Here is a 22,558-nt window from a genome sequence, read left to right on the forward strand (position 1 = left end):
GTATGTTAGAATCTAGATAGAAAAAGTATATCATTTCCGGAGGTACATAATGCTAAGTTGTTGGGTAATTTATAATGGTAGTTTAACGAGTGAAAAATTTATAGATCAGGCTGAACTGCTAAAAGAAGCGGCGGAACGCGCGGGTGTAAATACTGAAATTAAGAAGAATTATGAAGTGATGATGAATTTAGATACAAATCTGGAGAATCGCCCAGACTTTGTTGTCTTTTTAGATAAAGATATTCTGCTCGCGACGTTTCTTAAAAACGCTGGGATTCCTGTTTTTAACGATCCGGATGTGATTGAAACATGTGATAACAAAGCGAAACAATACCTTAAACTATCGAAACAAGGTGTTCCAATGCCTGAGACGATTATTGCACCTAAAGTATATCCTAATTTCACAATCAAAGATTCAGGTTACTATGAACAAGTGTTGAAAACGCTTGGCTTACCGATGATTATTAAAGAAGGCCATGGTTCATTTGGCATGAAGGTGTATTTGATTGAGACGGAGGAGCAGTTTTATGACAAGACAGATGAATTGCGTGGCGTCGACTATATATTTCAGCAGTTCATCGCAAACAGCAGAGGACGAGATATTCGCGTGAATATTGTAGGCGGTGAAATTGTCGCGGCAATGTACCGCCATTCCGAAACTGATTTCCGGGCGAATATTACAAACGGTGGTGTTGCAACAGTTATCGAACTTACAGACCAACAAAAAACGTTAGCGATACAAGCTGCCCACGCAGTCGGAGCGGAGTTCGCGGGTGTCGACTTATTGTTCGGTGACAACGAAGAGCCGCTTGTCTGTGAAGTGAATGCAGCCGCCCACATACGTAATATCTACAACGTCACGGGCATTAATGTTGCAGATGCGATGATTGCGTATATATTGAGGAAGCTTGCATGAAGGGCTATGTGTATTACACAGAGGCCGAATCGGTTAGGAACCATGCATTCATTGATGATTTAATGAATGAATCGAAAAAAATTGGAATCGAACTCCGCTTACTAATTGAAGACGAACAACCTGATGCAGATGCAGAATTCATCCTTTTTCGGGATCGTAATACCGAATTGGTCGAAAAATTCGAAGCAGCAGGCATCCGGTTGTTCAACCGCGCAGCAGTGAATCGAATTGCGAACGATAAATTGCAGACATTTGAACTAGCTACCCTGCTCGGGATACCTTCAGTCCCAACATTAAAGATTCGTTCCATTGATGAAATCGGGAAGTATCCATGTGTGTTGAAAACGGTTGATGGACATGGAGGTAATGAAGTATTTCTTTGTACGTCAGAAGCTGATGCTGAATCGTTTTTCCTTCAGTTCCCTGACCGTAAACTAATTGTACAACCATTTATCGAATCTGGAGCGCGAGATGTACGGGTATTTATGATTGGTAAAGAAGTGGCCGGTGCTGTAAAACGGACTGGAAACGGTTCGTTTAAATCGAATTATACGCTTGGCGGTTCAGTTGAAAAATATAAACTTTCTAAATGGCAGGAAAAAGATGTGGTAACGATTGCAAATGCGATAAAAAGTGATTACGTTGGGATAGATTTTTTGTTGTTGCCAGATGGTAGATGGATGTTGAATGAGATTGAGGATCCTGTTGGGGCGAGGTCGTTGTATGTGACGCATGATTTTTCGGTTGCAGAAAGACTGATGGAACACATAAAAAGGCAGGTGATATGAAATATTGGATTTTATGCAAAAAAGAGACGGACAGAAGAAATACCACTCCTGTTTATCTCTTTCTCATCATCGATTTTTTATAACTAACCATGTCAGGTCTGCCTTAGTGCAATGAAAATCATTTCAGAAATGGCAGAAAAGCACAATGAAAAAGTCGGATTCGGGTTGCCTACATCAAAAAATTACCGGATTATAAAACAATTCTGTTTCTTTATAATCTGGCACCCTAAATCTGTACCTCCCTACTCACTACTGGTATCTTTCACACGTTAATAGGTTACATCTATTTCAAATAGTATGTCTTCACTGACTTCGTTGTAACCTGGTAAATCCTCTCCTGTAGGTTCGGGCTTTGAAAGAGGAAGACCACTACAATTTTTCACAAAATTAATCAACGAGCCTGTTTGTTTTTGACTATCTTTTACGTTTATTGGCCATTCGACATCAGAATTGTTCGAATAAAAACTTACTTGATTGTCGACTATGCTTGAGAAATCAATAGATTCTATCACTTCATTTTCGTAACCATCTATATTTATACATACTTTACCCCTTGATTCTAAACTAATGTTCTTACCGATTTCTAAGGTACCCTTCTTCCCCGTTTCTCCAATAAGTACTAAATTACCTTTAACATTTGTTAGATGATTTTTTATATTAAGCGATTGAACAACCAATGTAAAGTTGATTTCTTTTAAGTTGATAACTTCAATTTTGCCTTTATGAAGCCAAACTAGACTAGTTTCGTTTTTTTTATCAATAATTATGTTATTGATATTATTCTTTAGACCTTCTGAAAAATAATTCCCGCTATTAGCGCAATCATTATTCTTTACACAGGGGTCCTGCTCCGTAAAATGAGCCTCGTCTATGAAATAATCGTATATATCCTCTGGTAGTGTGACAGGATTGGATTCAGAACTAGATGCTTTTATTACTTGATAAAAATCAGGTAATTTAAAATCCAGACTGACTTTAAGTGGGACGTTGGATTTTGTTGCTGATGACCCATCTACTGTAAAATGTATCTGTATATACTCCCCGTTTTTTGTCGAATTGGCGTTGTCACTCAAAACGTATTTTATCGGATTGGAGTAATCACTCAAAACATATTTTATTGATGGATTGGCATTATTAATAATTGTTGAATCTTCTTTTTCCAAGCCATCTAGTATATTAGAAAATTCCGAAAAATATTTTTCATCAATTATATTTTTCTTAATAGCATTGAATGAATCTGCGTTATCACAATTTAAATCTGGATTGTTTATACAATCATTGAACGCTTCCAATATTTTATTTTTAGTTCCTTTATACACCTTTCGTTCTTCTATTTGCAATTTTGTTTTATAATAATCCACCCCCATCTCCGCTGCCACAACAGCCATACTATTCATGTCGATGGTTTTTTCCTGTTTAGCATTGCTGATTGAGGCTCTCATAAATACCGCAGAAGAGATTGTAATGATTACGATGAGCAGTAGTACTATGACCATGGCGTATCCTTGTTCATTTCCTTTATGTTTCATCAAAATCATCCTCCCTATTAGTTATAGGATTTGTAGCGTGAAATATTTGTCTCTACTTCAACCTTAAGTTTACTATTTTCCTTAGGATCCTCTACAGTTAAAGTGAAAGATAAGTTATCTTCTTTTGGCTTAATTTCACCAGAATTATATTCTGTATATTTATAACTTTTTCCAATCACTTTAATAAGCTCTGGAGTTATGTCGCAATTAAAAAGTTGAACTCTATCTTCTTCTATGTCTAATTGATAACATTCCAACTGACGATGTTGCTGTTGTATTTCTGTTAATATATAATTCGCTTCTTGCTGTAATTGGAGTTTAGTTGTTTCCATGATGTTATGTTTTGCCAAGATGGAGAAGGTCGTCCAAATAAGAACAACTACCATGGAGAGAATTGTAAGTGTGGCTAAAGCTTCAACAAGCGTCATACCGGATTCATTTTTCTTCACTATTATTCTCCTCTCCATTCCTTAATCACCTATTCCCTTATCTTACTTCAATATATCCATATGTTTCACTTATAATTTTACCTTCTCTTAAAATCTTAATATGAATTTTATGTAACGAAACAGAGCCTTCATGGGTATTTCCTTTTAAAACTTCCAACTCATAAAAGTCAATTTCAGAGTTTTCAACATCTCCGGGGAATCGTCTTGCTTTGTCCCTATCAATAGTTACCACTGGGTACTCATCAAAATCGCTTAAGGAATATATACCGTTCTTCCAATCAGCAAGTTCAATCTTCGCTGAATTCATCGTTTCAAGTTTATCTCCAGTCTTTTGATTAAATGCAGTCATTTGTGGGAAAACCGTCATAAATCCAATAAATACAATACCAAGAATGACGAGCGCTGCTAATATTTCAACCAATGTCATTCCATTATCATTTTGAAATTGCTTTTTCACAGACACTCCCCCTTCATTTGTTATTAGTAAATCTGTTAATTTATATTTGCATAAAACGAACTCTACTAAGCCGTTAAACCTATAATCTCAAAAAAATACAACTCTACTACTCTCTCTTATACATCTATTTTACCACATCCTGTTATTATCAATCAAAGTTAACCCTACAAAAAACACCCTACCACAAATTAAATTGTGGTAGGGTGTTTCATGTTTATCAGATTTCCTTCAATTCCTGCATACGCCGTTCAACTGCCGCGTATTTTTCTAGATAGTCACTTTCTTTAGCTCTCTCTTCCTCAACAACTGCTTCAGGTGCTTTCGACATGAAGCGTTCGTTGGAGAGTTTGCCTTGGACGCGTTTTACTTCGCTTTGCCATTTCGCAAGTTCTTTTGTTAGACGCGCAAGTTCTTCGTCTATGTTGAGCAACCCTTCAAGTGGCAAGAACAGTTCTGCTCCTGTAACGACCGCTGACATCGATTTACCTGGTGCTGTGATACCGTTTCCGAGTGTCAATGTCTCAGGGTTACAGAAACGTTCGATGTAGCTGCGGTTTGCTTCTAACACGGCTACAGTCGCATCGTCTTTAGCTGAAATATAGAGTGGAACCTTTTTGCTGAGTGGCGTGTTTACTTCTGCACGGATATTACGTACAGCACGGATAATGTCCATCAACAGTTTCATATCCGTTGCACGCGCTTTATCAGTTAGAGCTTCATCCGCAACCGGCCACGCCGCGACTGTGATTGATTCACCTTCATGGGGTAGGTTCTGCCATATTTCTTCTGTGATGAAAGGCATGAACGGATGTAACAAACGCATCGTGTTATCGAGCACATAAGCAAGAATCGAGCGCGTCATTTTCTTCGCTGTTTCGTCTTCACCGTATAATGGCAGTTTCGCCATTTCGATGTACCAGTCACAGAAATCATCCCAGATGAAGTTATAGAGTGCGCGGCCGACTTCACCGAACTCATAGCGATCTGCTAACTTCGTCACTTGGTCGATTGTTTCATTCAACCGCGTTAAGATCCATGCGTCTGCTACGGATTTTTCACCTGTTAAATCAATTTCATCGTATGTCATGCCATCCATATTCATGAGTGCGAAACGGGATGCATTCCAGATTTTATTGGCAAAGTTCCAGACGGATTCAACTTTTTCAGTTGAGTAGCGTAGATCCTGCCCAGGTGAAGAACCTGTCGATAAGAAGTAGCGCAGTGCATCCGCGCCGTATTTATCGATGACATCCATTGGGTCAACGCCGTTGCCAAGCGATTTAGACATTTTACGGCCATCTTCAGCGCGAACGAGCCCGTGAATTAAGACATCTTTAAATGGACGCTGTTCTGTAAACTCGATTCCTTGGAAAATCATCCGTGATACCCAGAAGAAAATGATATCGTAGCCTGTTACGAGTGCATCTGTTGGATAATAGCGTTTAAATTCTTCGTTGTCGAGATCCGGCCAGCCCATTGTTGAGAACGGCCAAAGCGCAGATGAGAACCATGTATCGAGTACATCATTGTCCTGACTCCAGTTTTCACTGTCAGCCGGCGCTTCTTGACCGACATATATTTCGCCAGTTTCGTTGTGGTACCAAGCTGGAATGCGGTGGCCCCACCATAATTGACGGGAAATACACCAGTCATGGACATTTTCCATCCATGTTAAATACGTTTTTTCGAAACGGTCCGGTACAAAGTTTACTTTGCCTTCCGTATCTTGTAGCTTGATCGCTTCATCAGAAAGTGGCTGCATTTTAACGAACCATTGTGTCGATAAATACGGTTCAACGACTGCACCACTACGCTCGGAATGACCGACAGAATGATTATGTTCTTCAATGTTAAATAGAACACCCATCTCCTGCAAGTCTTTGACGATTTCTTTACGGCATTCGAAGCGATCCATTCCTTCGTATTTGCCGGCAAGCTTATTCATCGAACCATCTTCATGCATCACGAGAACACGTGGGAGATTGTGGCGGTTACCGATTTCAAAGTCATTCGGGTCATGTGCAGGTGTAATTTTAACCGCGCCACTTCCGAATTCCATATCCACGTAATCATCTGCAATAATTGGAATTTCGCGACCGACAATCGGTAATTTAACCGTTTTACCGATTAAATGTTTATAACGCTCATCTTCAGGATGAACTGCAACCGCAGTATCTCCAAGCATTGTTTCAGGTCGAGTTGTTGCAATTTCGATACTGCCCGTTCCGTCTGCCAATGGGTAACGCATATGATAGAAAGCACCCTGAATGTCTTTGTGGATGACTTCGATATCAGATATAGCCGTTTTCGTAGCGGGATCCCAGTTTATAATATATTCACCGCGGTAAATTAACCCTTTGTTGTAGAGTTTTACGAAAACTTCCTGTACCGCTTTCGAAAGTCCTTCATCCAAGGTAAATCGTTCACGTGTATAATCAAGCCCCAAACCAAGTTTCGCCCATTGTTCACGGATATGTCCTGCATATTCGTCTTTCCATTTCCATGTTTCTTCAAGAAATTTCTCACGCCCTAAATCATAGCGTGTCGTTCCCTCTTCACGAAGTTTTGCTTCAACGCGTGCTTGTGTTGCAATTCCAGCATGGTCCATTCCCGGAAGCCATAGAGCATCATAGCCTTGCATCCGCTTCATGCGTGTCAATATGTCTTGTAGCGTTGTATCCCATGCGTGGCCAAGGTGTAGTTTACCTGTAACATTCGGCGGTGGAATAACGATTGTGTAAGGTTTTTTATCGCTCTTAGGTTGTGCTTCAAAATATTTACCTTTCAGCCACCAGTCATGGCGACCTGCTTCAATGGTCTTCGGATCGTATTTCGTCGGCATCGACGTGTTTTCATTTGTCATGTTGGTTCCTCCTTTAATAGATACAAAAAAAAGCCACATCGGCTAATTGCTTAAGGCTGCATGACCCACTTCCTGTGGGCCCACACAAAAAAACTCCTATCGCCTTAAAGGACGAAGGAGCTGTTCGCGGTACCACCTTTATTCGTGCACACAAAAGTACAGTGCACCTCAAACTTCGATAACGGCTTCAAACCGGCTCCCGCTACTGTTAGCTGTATTCATGCTGAAAACCTAATGTTGCTGATTTTCATGCTGAAAACAGCTTATTCACGGAAACTGCTCACGGGTTACATTCAGCAAATAATCGACAGGCCCTTTCACCACCGGAACCCTCTCTTTAGTCCAATCAATTCACGTACTATCCCAATCATCGCATCTCTATACAATTACTATAATTGTAACGGAACTGCTTATGAAACGTCAAGTAAATTACGAAAGGATTGTGTTATGCGAAGATCATATAACCCTTATCTTCTACCGCCTTGGCTTCGGAAAACCCGATTTTACTGCAAAGGAATTATTATCCCACTTTGTGTTTTTCAATTGATACGATTATTACTCGTTCCAACAACCGGTGATTTTCTACTGTTGTGTCTTCTCTGTGGATTAGCTTTCGCTCTTTACAAAAACATCATTTGAACGGAATACAGTCGTCGATATCCCATCTGTTAGTTCCATAATGAATGAGAGCACTTCGTCCGCCTCTGTGAATGAAGTGCTTTCTATTATTGCGATTGGAGTCGCCTCTACTACATTTACTTCAACTTCAGGCTCCTCCACTTGCGCGACCGCTTTTGTGTACGAACACTCCACATGCCAGACAATACCGTAAGTACCTTGTCCGTCAGATTTGCCCGTCGCATGGGTCGTTACTACATTCAACGTGCTCTCTGTTTCGGGAGGTAGATCAATATTGAGTGGGACTGCGTATTCAAAGTAACCCTCTTTGCCATCCAACTCAACATCATCAATGAGAATATACGAATCATCGAGTTCTGCTGAACGCAGGACCCCATCATCAAATTCAACATTCGCCGCAATGTGGTAAATGCCTGTCAACCGGACTGCATCTTCCGTTCTTTCTTCGGTATATCTTGGAGTTACCGTGACTGATTGACCCCCTGTAGGTATGCCCGCATGTTCAGGGAAGTAAAAGTCTTCCTGCATTGGCCACTGTTTTATCTCCATATACGTTCCCTCCTTCTATTCCTTCACAAACAATTGTATGCGCGACAGCGTCTTGATAGAAGAATATATTGAGTGAACAAAAAATCCCCTGACCATTTAACAAGTCAGGGGATTTGTATTTAATTTGTAAAATAACAGTAATTAACTTAATTACAAACGGGGCACTACGTGTACAGTTTCATTTGGATTACTTTAGATTGAACAACTACTATACCATTATCGAGGTGTCTTAATAAGTAGGGATGCGACTTCGTCGCATCCCTACTTACTTTTTCGGTAATCTTATGGTGTTTGTTCATCCACCGCACTCCAAATACACAAGTACTAGAAGTACTGAAGCTTTTCGGTACGAAAGAATAGCTCGCTTCTTACCTGTAGAGGAGCGGCCAAAGATACAATTTTGGCCGCCTAAGCCTTCTACTATAGTTTCTCAGTTTTTATTTAAGGGAAGTGTCACTTTCATATAAAGCATTACTTAATCTTTTTTAATAGTAAGCAGAAAATACAATGTACAAGTGCTATAGTGCCCGAAATTGCATTTTCGGGCACTTACACTCTTTATAGAAAGTAACCTATTCTTTTCTTTCAAATTAACTGCATTTTCATTTTCCACTTGAATATTGTAGGAACGCGACAGGCGATTAATCACAACAGTATAACCGAAAAGAGTGTGGCAAGAAGTGACGGAGTCACTTCTTGCCACACTTGCCCCTCGGTATAAGTGTAGTGGATTAATTCGCCGAAAGCGGGCCGGAAATAATCCAGTGAAAATAGCGATTTCCAAGCCCTTCTCGCCAAAGTTTTATGCATGTGAATGGTTAATTAACAGACGTAGTAAAATAAAACAGTTCTTATTGCTTCAGTTTGGCAAATACAGTATGGAATGCTTCAACCGTTTTCGCGATATGCTCTTCGGTATGCGCAGTCGATAGGAACATGCCTTCAAACTGAGATGGCGGTAGGAAGATACCTTCTTCCGCCATTAAGCGATAATAATCAGCGAATAATGCAAGATCGGATGTTTTCGCTTTGTCGTAGTCAGACACTTTTTCATTTGTGAAGAAAAAGCCAATCATCGATCCAGCACGGTTCACTGTGTGTGGAATACTGTATTTTTCTGCAGCAGCACGGAAACCGGCCTCCAGCTGATCACCTAGTTTCATGAAATGATCATATGATTCGGGTGTCAGTTTTTTCAACGTTTCAATACCGGCAGTCATTGCAAGCGGATTTCCTGATAATGTGCCTGCTTGGTAAATCGTCCCCGCAGGAGCCATATTTTCTAGGATTTCACGTTTTCCACCATACGCACCTACAGGTAACCCACCGCCAATTACTTTTCCAAGACATGTGATATCAGGTGTAACACCAAAATAGCCTTGTGCACAATTGTAACCGACACGGAAGCCTGTCATGACTTCATCGAATATAAGAAGTGTGCCGTTTTGTTCAGTCAGTTCACGCAATCCTTCAAGGAAGCCTGGTTCAGGAGGAACAACGCCCATATTACCTGCGACGGGTTCCACAATGATTGCAGCTAGATCGTCGCCGAATTCTGCAATCGCGACTTTAATGCTTTCAAGATCGTTATATGGCACAGTAATCGTGTTTTTAGCTACCGACTCTGGAACGCCTGGGCTATCTGGAAGACCCAATGTCGCAACACCTGAACCCGCTTTAATGAGCAGTGAATCGGCATGGCCGTGGTAACAGCCTTCGAATTTTAAAATTTTATTGCGTCCCGTATAGCCGCGCGCTAAACGCAATGCACTCATTGTAGCCTCAGTACCTGATGAAACCATACGAATCATCTCGATCGATGGAACGCGCTCGATAACTAGTTTCGCAAGCTCATTCTCGGCTAATGTCGGGGCACCGAAGCTAGCTCCAGTTTCCGCAACGCGCTTGATACCATCGACGACGTCACTGTCAGAGTGACCATGAATAAGCGGGCCCCAAGACAAGACATAGTCAATGTAGTCATTGCCATCGATATCCGTTATGATAGCGCCTTTTCCACTTTCCATGAAAATCGGGTCCATATTAACCGATTTGAATGCACGAACTGGTGAGTTAACCCCGCCCGGCATCAGATTTACTGCTTCTTCAAATGCTTGTTTTGACTTATCATAACTTCTACCCATTTATTTCTCCTCCAGCCAGCGCGCAGCATCTTTCGCATGGTACGTCATAATAATATCCGCACCTGCACGCTTCATACTCGTTAACGTTTCTAAAACAATCTGTTTTTCGTCAATCCAGCCATTTTGAGCAGCAGCCTTTACCATTGCGTACTCGCCACTTACATTGTAAGCCACGATTGGTAATAAAAAGGTATTTTTCACATCGCGTACGATATCAAGATAAGACAATGCCGGTTTGACAATGAGGAAATCGGCACCTTCCAATACATCTGATTCCGCTTCACGTAATGCTTCCATTCGATTTGCTGGATCCATTTGATACGTTTTACGGTCACCAAACTGCGGTGTAGAATCTGCTGCATCACGGAACGGACCGTAATAAGCGGAAGAATATTTCACCGCATAGGACATGATCGGTATTTCTGAAAAACCAGCTGCGTCAAGCCCTCGGCGTATAGCCACAACAAAACCGTCCATCATATTTGAAGGGGCGATAATATCAGCACCGGCTTCTGCTTGGCTTACAGCTGTCCGCGCCAATAAATCTAGAGAAGGATCGTTCAATACTTTCTCTCCTTCAACCACACCACAGTGACCATGGTCAGTAAACTCGCAAAGACACGTATCTGCGATAACGACAAGGTCAGGATAACGTTCTTTCGCAAGACGGATTGCTTTTTGAACAATTCCTTCAGCGGAATAAGCTTCTGAGCCCACATCGTCTTTCGTTGATGGGATACCGAACAAAATAATTGAAGGAATACCTAGTGAGACGACTTCATCGAGTTCAATTGCAAAGTGGTCAAGTGATTTCTGGAAAACACCCGGCATTGAAGCAATCGGATTATTGATATCCTCACCGTCGATAACAAAAATCGGATAAATGAAATCCTCTTTCTTCAGAACAGTTTCCTTTACCATTGACCGTAATGTGCTCGATGCACGAAGACGTCTGTTGCGTCTGAATTGTAATGTATCCATAATTACCCTTCCTTTCGCCTCGCCAATTTCTCAACGAGATCTTTAAGTGTGTATGTATCCGGCCTAACATGGACAGGTGCGCCAACTTCTACTAGCGCACTCTCCGTCACATGACCGATAGCACCGATTGTATAGCCATTCCAGCCTGTACGCGGCACAACTTCTTCCGCAAAAACAGCCACTGCCGAAGGACTTGCGAACAACACGTTCAATTGCTGTTTTTTCTGCAACAAAGCAACAAGTGAATCAATGGAATCATTTGCACGCTCTGTTGTATAAACAGTCCATTCATCCACTTCAAAAGGCAATTCTTCTTTAATGGTCACTCCAGCAATCGATCCACGGAGAAATAAGATACGTCGAATATCTGTTTCAACAGGATTGAATTCCTTAACGAATGTATCCGCGCTGAAAACAGTTGGAATGAAATCGACCGTAAAGCCAATTTTCCTGAGTGCTTCAGCAGTACGAATACCGACCGCCGCTATTTTAGCTGGAATTGCATCTGGTGAAAAATTGTGTCGAATGAGCTTGGCTCCAAAAGCCGTAACCGCACTTTGACTGGTGAATATCAACCAGTCGTAAGTAGGACATGCGTTCAAACGGAGCTCATCTGTCTGTTCCACCAACTCTGCCACTTGAATAAGCGGCAATGAAACTGGCGTACCTCCATAGAGCTTCACCAGTTCGAATACATCTTCTGATTTCGGCGTTCCTGTGAAGACGACCGTTTCAGCTAACAGTGGTTTACCGTTACGCATCCATATCCGCCTTCACTTTCTCAATCACCTCAGAAGCTCCTTCAGCACGTAAAGTTTTTGCAACTTCCTTGCCAGCTTCAATAGGATCTTTACTCGTAAATGTACTTTTGAATACTTGTATAGCGTCGGGAGAAGCGATATAACCAGTCAATTCAACTTCACTGCCATTGTATTGCGCAAAACCTGCAATTGGAACTTGGCAAGAGCCATCCATTTCAGTAAGGAAAGTACGCTCTGCTTCTACTTCTTTCCACGTTTTCTCATCAGTTAGTTTGGCAAGTTCGGTGAGTAGTTCTTCATCATCAATACGGCATTCAATTGCAAGTGCTCCCTGCCCTACTGCAGGAATACAATCCTCAACAGACATATATTCCGTGGTGATATCTTCACTCCACCCCATCCGTTTCATTCCAGCGGCTGCTAGAAGAATCGCGTCGTATTCGCCGTCGACCATTTTTTTTAAACGTGTGTCGATATTGCCACGAATCCATTGAATATCCAGGTCGGGACGTAGTAAAAGCAACTGTGAACTTCTACGTAAACTAGAAGTTCCTACAATCGCTCCCACCGGCAAGTCCATGAATTTCACATGATCTTTTGAAATGAAGGCATCACGTGCATCTTCACGCGGAGGGATACAGCCGATAACAAGTCCTTCTGGTAATACTGCCGGCATGTCTTTCATGCTATGTACTGCAAAATCGATTTCTTTATCGTACAATGCTTGCTCGATTTCTTTGACGAAAAGACCTTTCCCACCGACTTTAGACAACATGACGTCAAGGATTCGATCGCCTTTCGTAACGATTTCTTTCACTTCAAACTCAAATGGTGCACCGGCCGCTTTCATTTGTTCAATGAACCAGTTTGTCTGTGTTAAAGCAAGTTTACTTCTTCTTGAACCTACAATTATTTTTCTCATTTTCATAAAACCAACCTTTCAAATGAATAATTCACTTTTAAAATCCATTATGGGATCAAATATTTAAATCCAGGAATGGAATTCAGATAATTTGCTTGCTAGGAAAAAATTGATAATAACAAAGAGAAACGCAAATACATTTGCCCAAGCAAAGTCATTTCCTGTAAGCTTGCCACTCCGCTTCAAGAATAATACAGAACCATAAATGGCAAGCAAGAAAAATGAACCCAATATTTTTATATCGGATACGGACCACTTGTCTAGGGCAACAATCGCCCACTGCATACCTAGAACTAGGCTAACAAAAAGAAATGGTATTCCCGTGTAAAGAGCGGCTTTTATTCCTATATCTGCTTGATGAAGGGACGGTAGCCTGCCAAATTGTTTCGTCCATTTCTTTTCTTTTAAAACCTTATAGACAAGGAGATAGAGAATCGATAAAACAAAAGACATTGCAAATGCGGCATACGATAAAATTGCAAAGGTTATATGGATAATAAGAAGTTCAGAAATGAGTGCTTCCCCTATCGGTGATTGTTCAATTTGTACAGGTGCAAACGTATGAATCGTCATGAATATAAAACCGATGACATTCAAGAAAAACACGGCGTGACTCACTTTGTAAAATAGGTGCAGGACAATCGATAATGTAATCAAAAGCCATGCGTAAAAAAAGATGCCTTCAAAGAGAGTCAGTACCGGAAACCTTTTCATTTCGATAATATACATGACTAGGAAAAAACTTTGCAGAAAATAGACAACGGATAAAATCCAAAAAGCGCATCGATGTGCAAAGGTATCCTTATTTAAATAATCTATAAAATAAAAAACGAGGCTAACCGCGTAAAGGACAACCATTACTTCATGCAGCCTCGTCATCATCATATCTGCCATGATCACTTCTCTGCCTTTCCGAACCAATAAGGGCGTTTCCGCATCTATAGTGTATCACACTGATGCGGAAACGCCCCTTTGACAAATGCTCAAAATGTCAAATTCGGTTGTGCCATCGCATTTCTTTCCGCTCTGACTTTTAACCGTTCTACTGCTTGTCTTGCAAGCGTTTCTTTCTCCTTCACTACATCCTCACCGATACCGAAAATTTGCTGGAAGAGCTCTAACTTTTCGTTCGATTTCGGATCCATAGATAATTCTTTCACCTGTAAAATAGGATCTTTCAATAACTGATTGACAATCGATTTCGTATGTTTGTTCAACACTTTCTTTTCGCGTTCCGTCAAATTGGGCATCTTGTTTTCAATACTCGCCATCGTTTCTGTTTGAATAATATGTGCTTTTTGACGAAGTGCCGAAATGACAGGGACAACTCCAAGTGTAGCAACCCATTCTTTGAAAACGACAATTTCTTGTTCAATCATTAAACCGATTTCCTCAGCTGCATGCTTTCTTTCTGCAAGATTCGCCTCGACGATACCTTGTAAATCATCGATATCATAAAGAAAGACATTCGGTAAATCACCGATACGCGGATCTAAATCGCGCGGAACAGCAATATCAACCATAAATATCGGTCTTCCTTTACGCAACCGTACTACTAATTGCATGAGTTCCAAGTCGATTACGAAGTCACTTGCGCCAGTTGAGCTAATCAGTACATCCGCTTCAAGTAAGGTGCATTGAAGCTCTGCCATCGATTTTGCAACTCCACCGAATTTATCGGCAAGCAGTTCTGCTTTTGAAAGTGTTCTATTGACAACTGTCACTTTGCTTGCACCACTACCATGCAAGTTCTTTAAAGCGAGTTCGCCCATCTCACCTGCACCAAGAATGGCTACATGCTTCTGATCCAATGTGCCAAAAATTTTCTTACCAAGTTCTACAGCTGCATAGGATACCGACACTGCATTATCACCAATTGCGGTGTCAGTATGCGCTTTTTTAGCAAGTGTAACTGCTTGCTTAAATAGTTCATTGAAAACAGTACCCGTTGTCCCCGTTGTTTGGCCCATGAGGAAACTTTCCCGTACTTGGCCTAATATTTGTGTCTCGCCAAGAACCATGGAATCTATGCCTGCCGAAACACGCATTAAATGCTCAACTGCCCCGTCATTTTCCATGATGACCAGGTGCGACGAGAATGTTTCAAGTGGAATATCGAACCATTCAGCCAGGAAGTTCTTCACATAATAACGACCTGTATGTAACTGATCGACAACTGCGTATATTTCAGTACGGTTACATGTGGATATAATTATATTTTCTAATATACTTTTTTGCTGTTGCAGTGTTTGCATCGCCTGTGGCAGTTCTGTTTCAATAAAAGAAAGCTTTTCCCTTATTTCAACAGGTGCTGTCCGGTGATTGACACCAATTATGATTGTATGCATCAGGTGTTCACACCTTTCACGTTCTATTTCACGCTTTCTATTATACCATACGGTTGTCCCTTTTTCTGTTTAAAATTGTGAACAACGTATGAATACCAGCGGTTTAATGAACCTATTTATAATGATTATAAACTAATACTAACAGCCTTTGAAATGACAAGCAATCAATGTGCAATATACATAGCCTTTGTACGATGCCCACTCATAATCCGAAGCATACCTATTCGTACAAAATAAATAATCCGGAAAACGATTTCAACTCGTCTCCAGATTATTATTTATATAATTACATTCTACTCTCAATTTCTTTCCATGCTTCTTCCATGCCAATTCCCTTTTCAGATGAAAAGACAATCAAAGCATCATATGGACGCATAGCAAGTGTTTCACGAACTACTTTTTTATGCTTTTCCCATTTCCCCTTTGGTATCTTGTCCGCCTTCGTCGCAATGATGATTGCTGGCATATTGTTATCCACGAGGAAATCATACATATTACAATCTTCGGCACTTGGCGCATGACGCAAATCAACAATTAGGACAACAGCACGGAGAGGTTCCCGTTCTGTCATATATTGTTGAATAAATTTCCCCCATGTTTCACGAGATGACTTTGATACTTTTGCATAGCCATATCCTGGAACATCGACAAAAAATAGTTGCTCTTCAATTTTATAAAAGTTTAATGTTTGTGTCTTACCCGGTTTCGAAGAAGTTCGAGCAAGACTTTTTCTGCCAATCATCTTGTTGATAAAAGAAGATTTCCCGACATTGGAACGTCCTGCTAGCGCAAATTCTGGATATCCTTCTGACGGGTATTGGTCTGGTCGTACGGCACTCATAATCATTTCTACGTTATGGACTTTCATTTGGAAGTCTCCTCCAATGCAATTTCGAGGACCTCTTCTGCGTCAGAAACGAGCTTGAATGTCATTTCCTTCCGGACGCTTTCCGGAATATCTTCGATGTCGCGTTCATTTTCAATTGGCAAGATAATTGTTGTCAAGCCAGCTCGATGGGCACTTAATGTTTTTTCTTTTAATCCACCAATTGGCAACACTCTGCCTCGTAATGTTATTTCACCAGTCATGCCAACTTCACGGCGAACTGGACGTTTTGTCAACGCGGAAACTAGCGCTGTTGCAATGGTCACACCAGCCGATGGACCGTCTTTTGGAATGGCCCCCTCAGGAACATGGATATGAATATCACATTTTTCGTGAAATTTCGGATCAATTCCGAACTCCACTGTTTTTGAGCGTACATAAGACAGTGCAGTTTGTGCAGATTCTTTCATTACGTCCCCAAGTTTACCCGTCAAAATTAACTTCCCTGCTCCGGGGGATAAAGAAACCTCAATCTGCAAAGTATCTCCTCCAACTTGGGTATAAGCAAGCCCTGTCGCAACGCCGATTTGATTGACTGTTTCCGCCTGCCCATACCTGTGTTTCTTTTTACCTATGAGTGATTCAAGCGTTTTTGGGCTAACCGTGATGCTTTTTTTCTCACCTGTAACTATCAATTTCGCTGCTTTACGGCAAATGCCTGCAATTTGACGCTCTAGTCCACGCACACCCGCTTCACGCGTATAGTATCTCACAATGTCCTGGATTGCCGGATCACTGATGCGAACTTGGGATTTGGTCAATCCGTGTTCTTTTAACTGTTTTGGAATTAGATGATTTTTAGCAATCGAACGTTTCTCAATTTCAGTATAACCTGCAATTGAGATGATTTCCATACGGTCTCGGAGTGGTCCTGGAATCGCACTTAAATCGTTCGCTGTCGCAATGAATAGCACATTTGATAAGTTATAAGGTTCTTCAATATAATGATCACTGAATTTGTCATTCTGTTCCGGATCAAGTACTTCCAACATAGCAGAAGATGGATCACCACGGAAATCATTCGACATTTTATCGATTTCATCTAGCAGGAACACCGGATTAATCTTTCCGGCCTTTTTCATTGCCTGGATAATCCGTCCCGGCATAGCACCTACATATGTCCGCCTATGTCCTCTTATTTCTGATTCGTCACGTACTCCACCAAGTGAAATACGAACAAATTTTCTACCAAGAGATTCAGCTATGGATCTGGCAAGTGATGTTTTCCCAACTCCTGGTGGACCTTCAAGACAAAGAATTGGACCTCTTAATGAATTGGTCAACTGACGTACCGCCAAATATTCCAGTATACGTTCTTTTACATTTTCAAGTCCGTCATGATCACGATTAAGGATTTCTTCAGAGCGGTTAATATCGAGCTGATCTTTTGAAGCATCAGACCAAGGCAATGTTACAAGCCACTCAATATAATTCCGTATAATACCACTTTCAGCTGCAGCAGAAGGAATCTTTTCGTATCTATCCAGTTCACGCAATGCCGCTTCTTTGACCACTTCTGTCATACCGGCTTTTTCAATACGACTTGTTAAGTCTGCAACTTCCAGCCCTTTTCCGTCTTTATCGCCCAGTTCAGTCTGGATAGCCTTCATCTGTTCGCGTAGATAGAATTCTTTTTGCGTCCGTTCCATTGCTTCCCTTACACGTTCGTTTATTTTCTTTTCAAGATTGAGCACTTCCTGCTCGTTATATAGCCTGCTCGTAAGCCATTCTAGACGTTTATTGATGTTTGTCGTTTCTAGAACTTCCTGTTTTGCCGCAAGCTTGAGTGGCAAATGAGAGGCTACCGTATCTGCAAGTCTTCCCGGTTCAATAATTGATGCTACAGAATCATATGTTTCTTCCGTTACTTTTTTCGAAATTTTCGAATACTTCTCAAAATATGTAAGCAGGGTTCTCATTAATGCTTCTGATTCCGCATCTATTGTCTCATCATCCGGGAACCCGATTACTTCAACAACAGGATAAAGGTCGGCTTCTTCATAGTTAGACCATTCTGCACGTTCAATACCCTCAATCAGTATGCGATATGTTCCATTTGGTAACTGAGTCAGCGATTTTACCGACGCCAATGTACCTATCTTATATAAATCTTCAGGTTCAGGATTTTCTATGCTAATATCTTTTTGTGTCGCTAGGAAGATTAGATTGTCTTTGGCAATCGCGTGTTCAATTGCAAATACGGAGCGTTCTCTTCCAACATCAATATGTAAAATCATCGTAGGGTAAACAAGCAACCCTCGAAGCGGTAAAAGCGGTATGTTATTTAATTTATCTGTCGACATAGGGTAGTCACCTCCGATAATTATGTATATCCTACTTTATGTTCAGTAAAACATTGAAAAAAAGCTGACATCCGATGAGCGCATATTCACGCGCTTCGTCGGAGTCAGCTGCATCCTACAGGCGTTACGCCGAGTCTTTCTCATTATCCAGAATAACCCGGGTACCATCTTCCGTTAAGAGAATCGGATTTGATTGTCCCAACACGGATTCTTTAGTAATGATGCACTCTTTCACTTCTTCAAGTGAAGGCAGTTCATACATTACATCGAGCATGATATTTTCAATGATTGAACGCAGACCACGGGCACCTGTTTTTCGTGTAATGGCCTCTTTTGCAATTTCAAGCAAGGCATCATCCTCGAAACGAAGTGCAACATCATCCAGTTCGAACATTTTTTGATATTGTTTTACGATTGCATTTTTTGGAAGAGTCAATATCTGATAAAGCGTATCTTCACTCAACTGTTCAAGACTTGCAAGAACAGGCAAACGACCAACAAATTCTGGAATTAGACCGAAACGCTGAAGATCTTCAGGTATCAGTTTAGCAAGATACGATTCCTCTTCAATAATTGTGTTGGGTTCAGCACCGAATCCAATTACTTTTTGACCGATACGACGTTTGATGATTTCTTCGATTCCATCGAATGCTCCACCGACAATAAAGAGGATATTCGTTGTATCGATTTGAATGAATTCTTGATGAGGATGTTTGCGACCACCTTGTGGCGGAACACTCGCTACAGTTCCTTCAAGAATTTTAAGTAGTGCTTGTTGAACACCTTCACCTGAAACATCACGTGTTATAGATGCATTTTCAGATTTACGAGCGACTTTATCGATTTCATCAATATAGATGATTCCTTTTTCCGCACGATCAACATCATAATCTGCTGCTTGAATTAGCTTCAGCAAAATATTTTCTACATCTTCACCGACATATCCCGCTTCAGTCAATGATGTAGCATCTGCAATAGCAAAAGGTACGTCAAGGATTCTTGCAAGTGTTTGAGCGAGTAATGTTTTACCACTACCCGTTGGTCCGATGAGTACAATATTAGATTTCGATAACTCGACATCATCAATCTTACTGTTCGAGTTAACGCGTTTATAATGGTTATAGACAGCTACCGAAAGTGATTTTTTCGCGCGATCCTGTCCAATCAGATATTCATCGAGGATACTTTGTATTTCTTTTGGTTTCGGAACGTCTTTAAGTTCAAATCCTTCTTCAAGACCGACTTCCTCTTCTACAATTTCAGCACAAAGTTCAACACATTCATCACAAATATAGACGCCTTGACCTGCGACTAGCTTACGAACCTGCTCCTGGGATTTCCCGCAAAAAGAACAGTTTAAGTTATCTTTTTCATCGTTAAATTTGAACACTAATCTCACCCCTATTTAAGTGACAATCTTACAAGATTCCCAGGTTTTTATCAACTAATTAGAATTCATTGCTATACACGTTTTTTTATGTCTTTCTATGAAAAACAAGGTACGGTCTTCCGTACCTTGTCCTTAATTCACTTTATTATTCAGTAATCTTTGCGTTTTCTACCAAGAATTCAACTGTTTTGTTGAAACGAAGATCGTTTTCAAGAACTTTAGTTCCACCAAGCGTTGTTTTAATTTGCTCGATATCCATGCCGAACTGCTCAGACATTTTTTCGAGTTCAGCATTAATGTCTTCTTCTGCAACTTCAATGCTTTCAGCTTTACCAATTGCTTCAAGTACTAATGAAACACGGACACGATTTTGTGCGTCTTCTTGCATTTGAGTACGAAGCGCTTCTTCATCTTGTCCAGAGAACTGGAAGTAAAGCTCAAGATTCATTCCTTGTGATTGTAGACGTTGTCCGAATTCTTCCATCATACGTTCAACTTCAGATTCGACCATCACTTCTGGGATGTCTACTTCCATATTTCGTGCTGCTGCTTCTACAAGGTCATCACGAAGTGCTGTTTCAGAAGCAGTTTTTTTCTCTGCCAAAGTTGTTTCTTTCAACTTCGCACGCAAAGCGTCAAGACTTTCAACTTCTTCATCAATTTCTTTTGCAAGTTCGTCATCTAATGCAGGAATTTCTTTAGATTTGATTTCATGAAGTTTCACTTTGAAAATAGCTGCTTTACCCGCAAGTTCTGCCGCGTGATATTCTTCAGGGAAATCTACTTCAACATCTTTTTCTTCGTCTGTTTTCATGCCAATCAATTGTTCTTCAAATCCAGGGATAAATGAACCTGAACCGATTTCAAGATCGTATTGCTCGCCTTTACCACCATCGAAAAGTTCTCCATCAACCGAACCTTCAAAGTCAATTTTCACTGTATCACCGTTTTCAACAGTGCCATCTTCTTTCAAAGCTAGTTCTGCGAAAGCTTGTTGACGTTCTTTTAGTTGTTCTTCGATTTCCTCATCAGTAACTTCAGTATCCTGACGTGTTACTTCAAGACCCTTGTAGTCGCCAAGTTTAACTTCAGGCTTCAATGCAATAACTGCTTTGAAAATAAGCTCTTTCCCTTTTTCCATTTGTTCGATATCGATTTCAGGACGGTCGATTGGTTCAACGCCCGCTTCGTCAAGTGCACTAGAATATGCTTCTGGAAGAATGAAATCAAGTGCTTCATTGTAAAGTGATTCTACACCATACATTTTTTCAAACATTTGACGTGGCATTTTCCCTTTACGGAATCCTGGTGCTTGTACTGTTTTCACAACTTTTTTAAATGCTTTATCAAGACCTGCTGTTACTACCTCTGCAGGTACTTCTACTGTAAGAGTCCCTTTGTTTCCTTCTTGTTTTTCCCATTTAACTGACATAATTAATTACCTCCGAATCGTTTTGGCCAATATGTTTTGATACGTATATACTCCATTGACAACCATTTCAGTATATCATAGTCTCTTCATCTTTCAACAGATTTCGTACTTTGCTAAAGGTCCGAATCGTTGTCAATCTGCTGGATAAGTAAGTTCAGTTCTGTCTCGGGCAACTGCTCACCCGAAAAGAGGCTTTCTATGTAGTTTACATAAGCTGTCGCAACGTCTTCCGAATTACTATTCCCCCATCCAAAAGGGAATGCAGTAATTGCGAATTTCTCGATGAGCCCCTGCGCCATTTCCAATCTGGATGGATCTTGAAAGAGTTGCCGTTCTATCTTTTCAAGGACTTCTTTCGTCATTGCATCTTGTCCGGGCAAAGTCATATTGGCAGGAACAACTTGCTTTTTCCAACCAAATTTACTGATTACAAGTTCTTCATCGTCCCCTGTTTGATGCAACAGTGTCAAAGCGAAGGTAATGGCTAGTGGTGCAACGTCGTCCTGTACAGCTATTTCCTTCAGTAAAGGAGCAAGATCTGATAAATCACTACCTTCAAGTGAAGCAAGTGCATACTGTTGTGTCATAGCATCCATCTTCATGAATTCGTCGAATTCGAAAGATTCCATTTTAAAACCCGGCTCATCAAGTGCATAGCGTTCTGACAAACGAGCATTCAATTCCCTTAGGTAATTGAATTTGTTGAGCATATTTGGCGGAACAATTCCTTCATCGAGCAGCGCATCAATGGTCATTTCGACTTCATCATATTCCTCTAGCTGAATACTGATTGTCAAATACAGTTCCATTGCATCGACGTAATCTGCAGTTCCACTATGAAGTAGCCTTGCCGCAATTTCCTTAGCTCGCCGAAATTCTTTTGTTTCGTAAAGGGCAACAGCGTAAGGTCCTAGAAATTCCGGATTATCAGGTTCATAAACAATTGCCTGATCAAATGCTTCAACCGCTTGTTCGTAGTCCTCTGTCTCAACGGCAACATGCCCTTTTTCAACAAGCTTTTCAAAAGTTCCCGGGAAGACGATTAGGTTTTCTTTTTTCCTGAGTCTTCCGTATTTCTTTCTCAATACGCTCACCTTCTTTCATCATTTCTCACTATATCATAGCGTTTTATAATTTAACATTAATTTCCGAAGTGTTTTGTAGAAACGTTATTTGTTTCACGGATAAACAAGGACGAAAA

The 22,558-nt window shown here is 40.8% G+C and carries 19 protein-coding genes and 1 other annotated feature; of the genes, 3 read left to right on the forward strand and 16 right to left on the reverse strand.

Features of this window, described 5'->3' with window-relative positions:
• Positions 1-49: 49 nt before the first annotated feature.
• Both AC25Y5_RS11275 and AC25Y5_RS11280 read left to right on the forward strand, forming a co-directional pair.
• Positions 50-916, forward strand: a complete 867-nt coding sequence (locus tag AC25Y5_RS11275; RefSeq protein ID WP_488140376.1) for an ATP-grasp domain-containing protein — start codon at positions 50-52, stop codon at positions 914-916.
• Positions 913-1,704, forward strand: a complete 792-nt coding sequence (locus AC25Y5_RS11280; RefSeq protein ID WP_488140377.1) for an ATP-grasp domain-containing protein — start codon at positions 913-915, stop codon at positions 1,702-1,704. Before AC25Y5_RS11275 ends, AC25Y5_RS11280 begins: the two co-directional genes overlap by 4 nt.
• Before the next feature lie 269 nt (positions 1,705-1,973).
• Here AC25Y5_RS11280 and AC25Y5_RS11285 read toward each other — a convergent pair whose 3' ends face one another.
• The 4 genes from AC25Y5_RS11285 to AC25Y5_RS11300 form a co-directional block, all read right to left on the reverse strand.
• Positions 1,974-3,233, reverse strand: coding sequence for a hypothetical protein (locus AC25Y5_RS11285; protein WP_488140378.1), 1,260 nt, complete (start codon positions 3,231-3,233; stop codon positions 1,974-1,976).
• Positions 3,234-3,250: 17 nt separating this feature from the next.
• Positions 3,251-3,682 (reverse strand): PilW family protein, encoded by a 432-nt coding sequence (locus AC25Y5_RS11290; RefSeq protein ID WP_488140379.1) that lies wholly within the window; start codon positions 3,680-3,682, stop codon positions 3,251-3,253.
• Between the two features lie 37 nt (positions 3,683-3,719).
• Complete coding sequence (locus tag AC25Y5_RS11295; RefSeq protein WP_488140380.1) at positions 3,720-4,139, reverse strand: PulJ/GspJ family protein; 420 nt, start codon at positions 4,137-4,139, stop codon at positions 3,720-3,722.
• A gap of 217 nt (positions 4,140-4,356) precedes the next feature.
• Positions 4,357-7,002 carry a valine--tRNA ligase gene (locus tag AC25Y5_RS11300; RefSeq protein ID WP_488140381.1) on the reverse strand — a complete coding sequence of 882 codons (2,646 nt, stop codon included), beginning with the start codon at positions 7,000-7,002 and terminating at the stop codon, positions 4,357-4,359.
• Positions 7,003-7,106: 104 nt separating this feature from the next.
• Positions 7,107-7,382 (reverse strand) — a binding site (T-box leader).
• A gap of 67 nt (positions 7,383-7,449) precedes the next feature.
• On the opposite strand from AC25Y5_RS11300, the gene AC25Y5_RS11305 reads away from it, so the two are divergent.
• Positions 7,450-7,641 carry a hypothetical protein gene (locus AC25Y5_RS11305; protein ID WP_488140382.1) on the forward strand — a complete coding sequence of 64 codons (192 nt, stop codon included), beginning with the start codon at positions 7,450-7,452 and terminating at the stop codon, positions 7,639-7,641.
• On the opposite strand, the gene AC25Y5_RS11310 is transcribed toward AC25Y5_RS11305, so the two are convergent.
• From AC25Y5_RS11310 to AC25Y5_RS11365, 12 genes are all read right to left on the reverse strand, one after another.
• Positions 7,609-8,190 carry a hypothetical protein gene (locus AC25Y5_RS11310; RefSeq protein WP_488140383.1) on the reverse strand — a complete coding sequence of 194 codons (582 nt, stop codon included), beginning with the start codon at positions 8,188-8,190 and terminating at the stop codon, positions 7,609-7,611. The two genes, AC25Y5_RS11305 and AC25Y5_RS11310, sit on opposite strands and share 33 nt — an antisense overlap.
• A gap of 851 nt (positions 8,191-9,041) precedes the next feature.
• On the reverse strand, positions 9,042-10,334 hold the full coding sequence (gene hemL, locus AC25Y5_RS11315) for a glutamate-1-semialdehyde 2,1-aminomutase (RefSeq protein WP_488140384.1): 1,293 nt from the start codon (positions 10,332-10,334) through the stop codon (positions 9,042-9,044).
• On the reverse strand, positions 10,335-11,315 hold the full coding sequence (hemB, locus tag AC25Y5_RS11320) for a porphobilinogen synthase (RefSeq protein WP_488140385.1): 981 nt from the start codon (positions 11,313-11,315) through the stop codon (positions 10,335-10,337).
• A 2-nt stretch (positions 11,316-11,317) separates the two neighbouring features.
• Positions 11,318-12,076, reverse strand: coding sequence for a uroporphyrinogen-III synthase (locus tag AC25Y5_RS11325; protein ID WP_488140386.1), 759 nt, complete (start codon positions 12,074-12,076; stop codon positions 11,318-11,320).
• Entirely contained in the window at positions 12,069-12,998 is a 930-nt protein-coding gene (gene hemC / locus AC25Y5_RS11330; RefSeq protein ID WP_488140429.1) for a hydroxymethylbilane synthase, read from the reverse strand. Before hemC ends, AC25Y5_RS11325 begins: the two co-directional genes overlap by 8 nt.
• A gap of 63 nt (positions 12,999-13,061) precedes the next feature.
• Complete coding sequence (locus AC25Y5_RS11335; protein ID WP_488140387.1) at positions 13,062-13,892, reverse strand: cytochrome c biogenesis protein; 831 nt, start codon at positions 13,890-13,892, stop codon at positions 13,062-13,064.
• Between the two features lie 89 nt (positions 13,893-13,981).
• Positions 13,982-15,346 (reverse strand): glutamyl-tRNA reductase, encoded by a 1,365-nt coding sequence (gene hemA, locus AC25Y5_RS11340; protein WP_488140388.1) that lies wholly within the window; start codon positions 15,344-15,346, stop codon positions 13,982-13,984.
• A gap of 286 nt (positions 15,347-15,632) precedes the next feature.
• Positions 15,633-16,214, reverse strand: a complete 582-nt coding sequence (yihA, locus tag AC25Y5_RS11345; protein ID WP_482100885.1) for a ribosome biogenesis GTP-binding protein YihA/YsxC — start codon at positions 16,212-16,214, stop codon at positions 15,633-15,635.
• Entirely contained in the window at positions 16,211-18,535 is a 2,325-nt protein-coding gene (lon, locus tag AC25Y5_RS11350) for an endopeptidase La (RefSeq protein WP_488140389.1), read from the reverse strand. The genes yihA and lon overlap by 4 nt, the downstream gene beginning before the upstream one ends.
• A 124-nt stretch (positions 18,536-18,659) precedes the next feature.
• Entirely contained in the window at positions 18,660-19,925 is a 1,266-nt protein-coding gene (gene clpX, locus AC25Y5_RS11355; protein ID WP_482100887.1) for an ATP-dependent protease ATP-binding subunit ClpX, read from the reverse strand.
• Positions 19,926-20,070: 145 nt separating this feature from the next.
• Positions 20,071-21,357: a trigger factor gene (gene tig / locus AC25Y5_RS11360; RefSeq protein ID WP_488140390.1), complete on the reverse strand. Its 1,287-nt coding sequence runs from the start codon at positions 21,355-21,357 to the stop codon at positions 20,071-20,073.
• Between the two features lie 113 nt (positions 21,358-21,470).
• Complete coding sequence (locus AC25Y5_RS11365; protein ID WP_488140391.1) at positions 21,471-22,442, reverse strand: tetratricopeptide repeat protein; 972 nt, start codon at positions 22,440-22,442, stop codon at positions 21,471-21,473.
• Positions 22,443-22,558 lie beyond the last annotated feature (116 nt).

Source organism: Sporosarcina sp. Y1011 (assembly GCF_057669885.1).

What these genes read in the sequence shown, in the direction of transcription:
- AC25Y5_RS11280 (WP_488140377.1), top strand. Translation starts at nt 913, where the DNA reads ATGAAGGGCTATGTGTATTACACAGAGGCCGAATCGGTTAGGAACCAT.
- AC25Y5_RS11335 (WP_488140387.1), bottom strand. Translation starts at nt 13,892, where the DNA reads ATGGCAGATATGATGATGACGAGGCTGCATGAAGTAATGGTTGTCCTT.
- hemA (WP_488140388.1), bottom strand. Translation starts at nt 15,346, where the DNA reads ATGCATACAATCATAATTGGTGTCAATCACCGGACAGCACCTGTTGAA.
- AC25Y5_RS11305 (WP_488140382.1), top strand. Translation starts at nt 7,450, where the DNA reads ATGCGAAGATCATATAACCCTTATCTTCTACCGCCTTGGCTTCGGAAA.
- yihA (WP_482100885.1), bottom strand. Translation starts at nt 16,214, where the DNA reads ATGAAAGTCCATAACGTAGAAATGATTATGAGTGCCGTACGACCAGAC.
- AC25Y5_RS11300 (WP_488140381.1), bottom strand. Translation starts at nt 7,002, where the DNA reads ATGACAAATGAAAACACGTCGATGCCGACGAAATACGATCCGAAGACC.
- AC25Y5_RS11325 (WP_488140386.1), bottom strand. Translation starts at nt 12,076, where the DNA reads ATGCGTAACGGTAAACCACTGTTAGCTGAAACGGTCGTCTTCACAGGA.
- hemL (WP_488140384.1), bottom strand. Translation starts at nt 10,334, where the DNA reads ATGGGTAGAAGTTATGATAAGTCAAAACAAGCATTTGAAGAAGCAGTA.
- lon (WP_488140389.1), bottom strand. Translation starts at nt 18,535, where the DNA reads ATGTCGACAGATAAATTAAATAACATACCGCTTTTACCGCTTCGAGGG.
- AC25Y5_RS11285 (WP_488140378.1), bottom strand. Translation starts at nt 3,233, where the DNA reads ATGAAACATAAAGGAAATGAACAAGGATACGCCATGGTCATAGTACTA.
- tig (WP_488140390.1), bottom strand. Translation starts at nt 21,357, where the DNA reads ATGTCAGTTAAATGGGAAAAACAAGAAGGAAACAAAGGGACTCTTACA.
- hemC (WP_488140429.1), bottom strand. Translation starts at nt 12,998, where the DNA reads ATGAGAAAAATAATTGTAGGTTCAAGAAGAAGTAAACTTGCTTTAACA.
- hemB (WP_488140385.1), bottom strand. Translation starts at nt 11,315, where the DNA reads ATGGATACATTACAATTCAGACGCAACAGACGTCTTCGTGCATCGAGC.
- AC25Y5_RS11310 (WP_488140383.1), bottom strand. Translation starts at nt 8,190, where the DNA reads ATGGAGATAAAACAGTGGCCAATGCAGGAAGACTTTTACTTCCCTGAA.
- AC25Y5_RS11275 (WP_488140376.1), top strand. Translation starts at nt 50, where the DNA reads ATGCTAAGTTGTTGGGTAATTTATAATGGTAGTTTAACGAGTGAAAAA.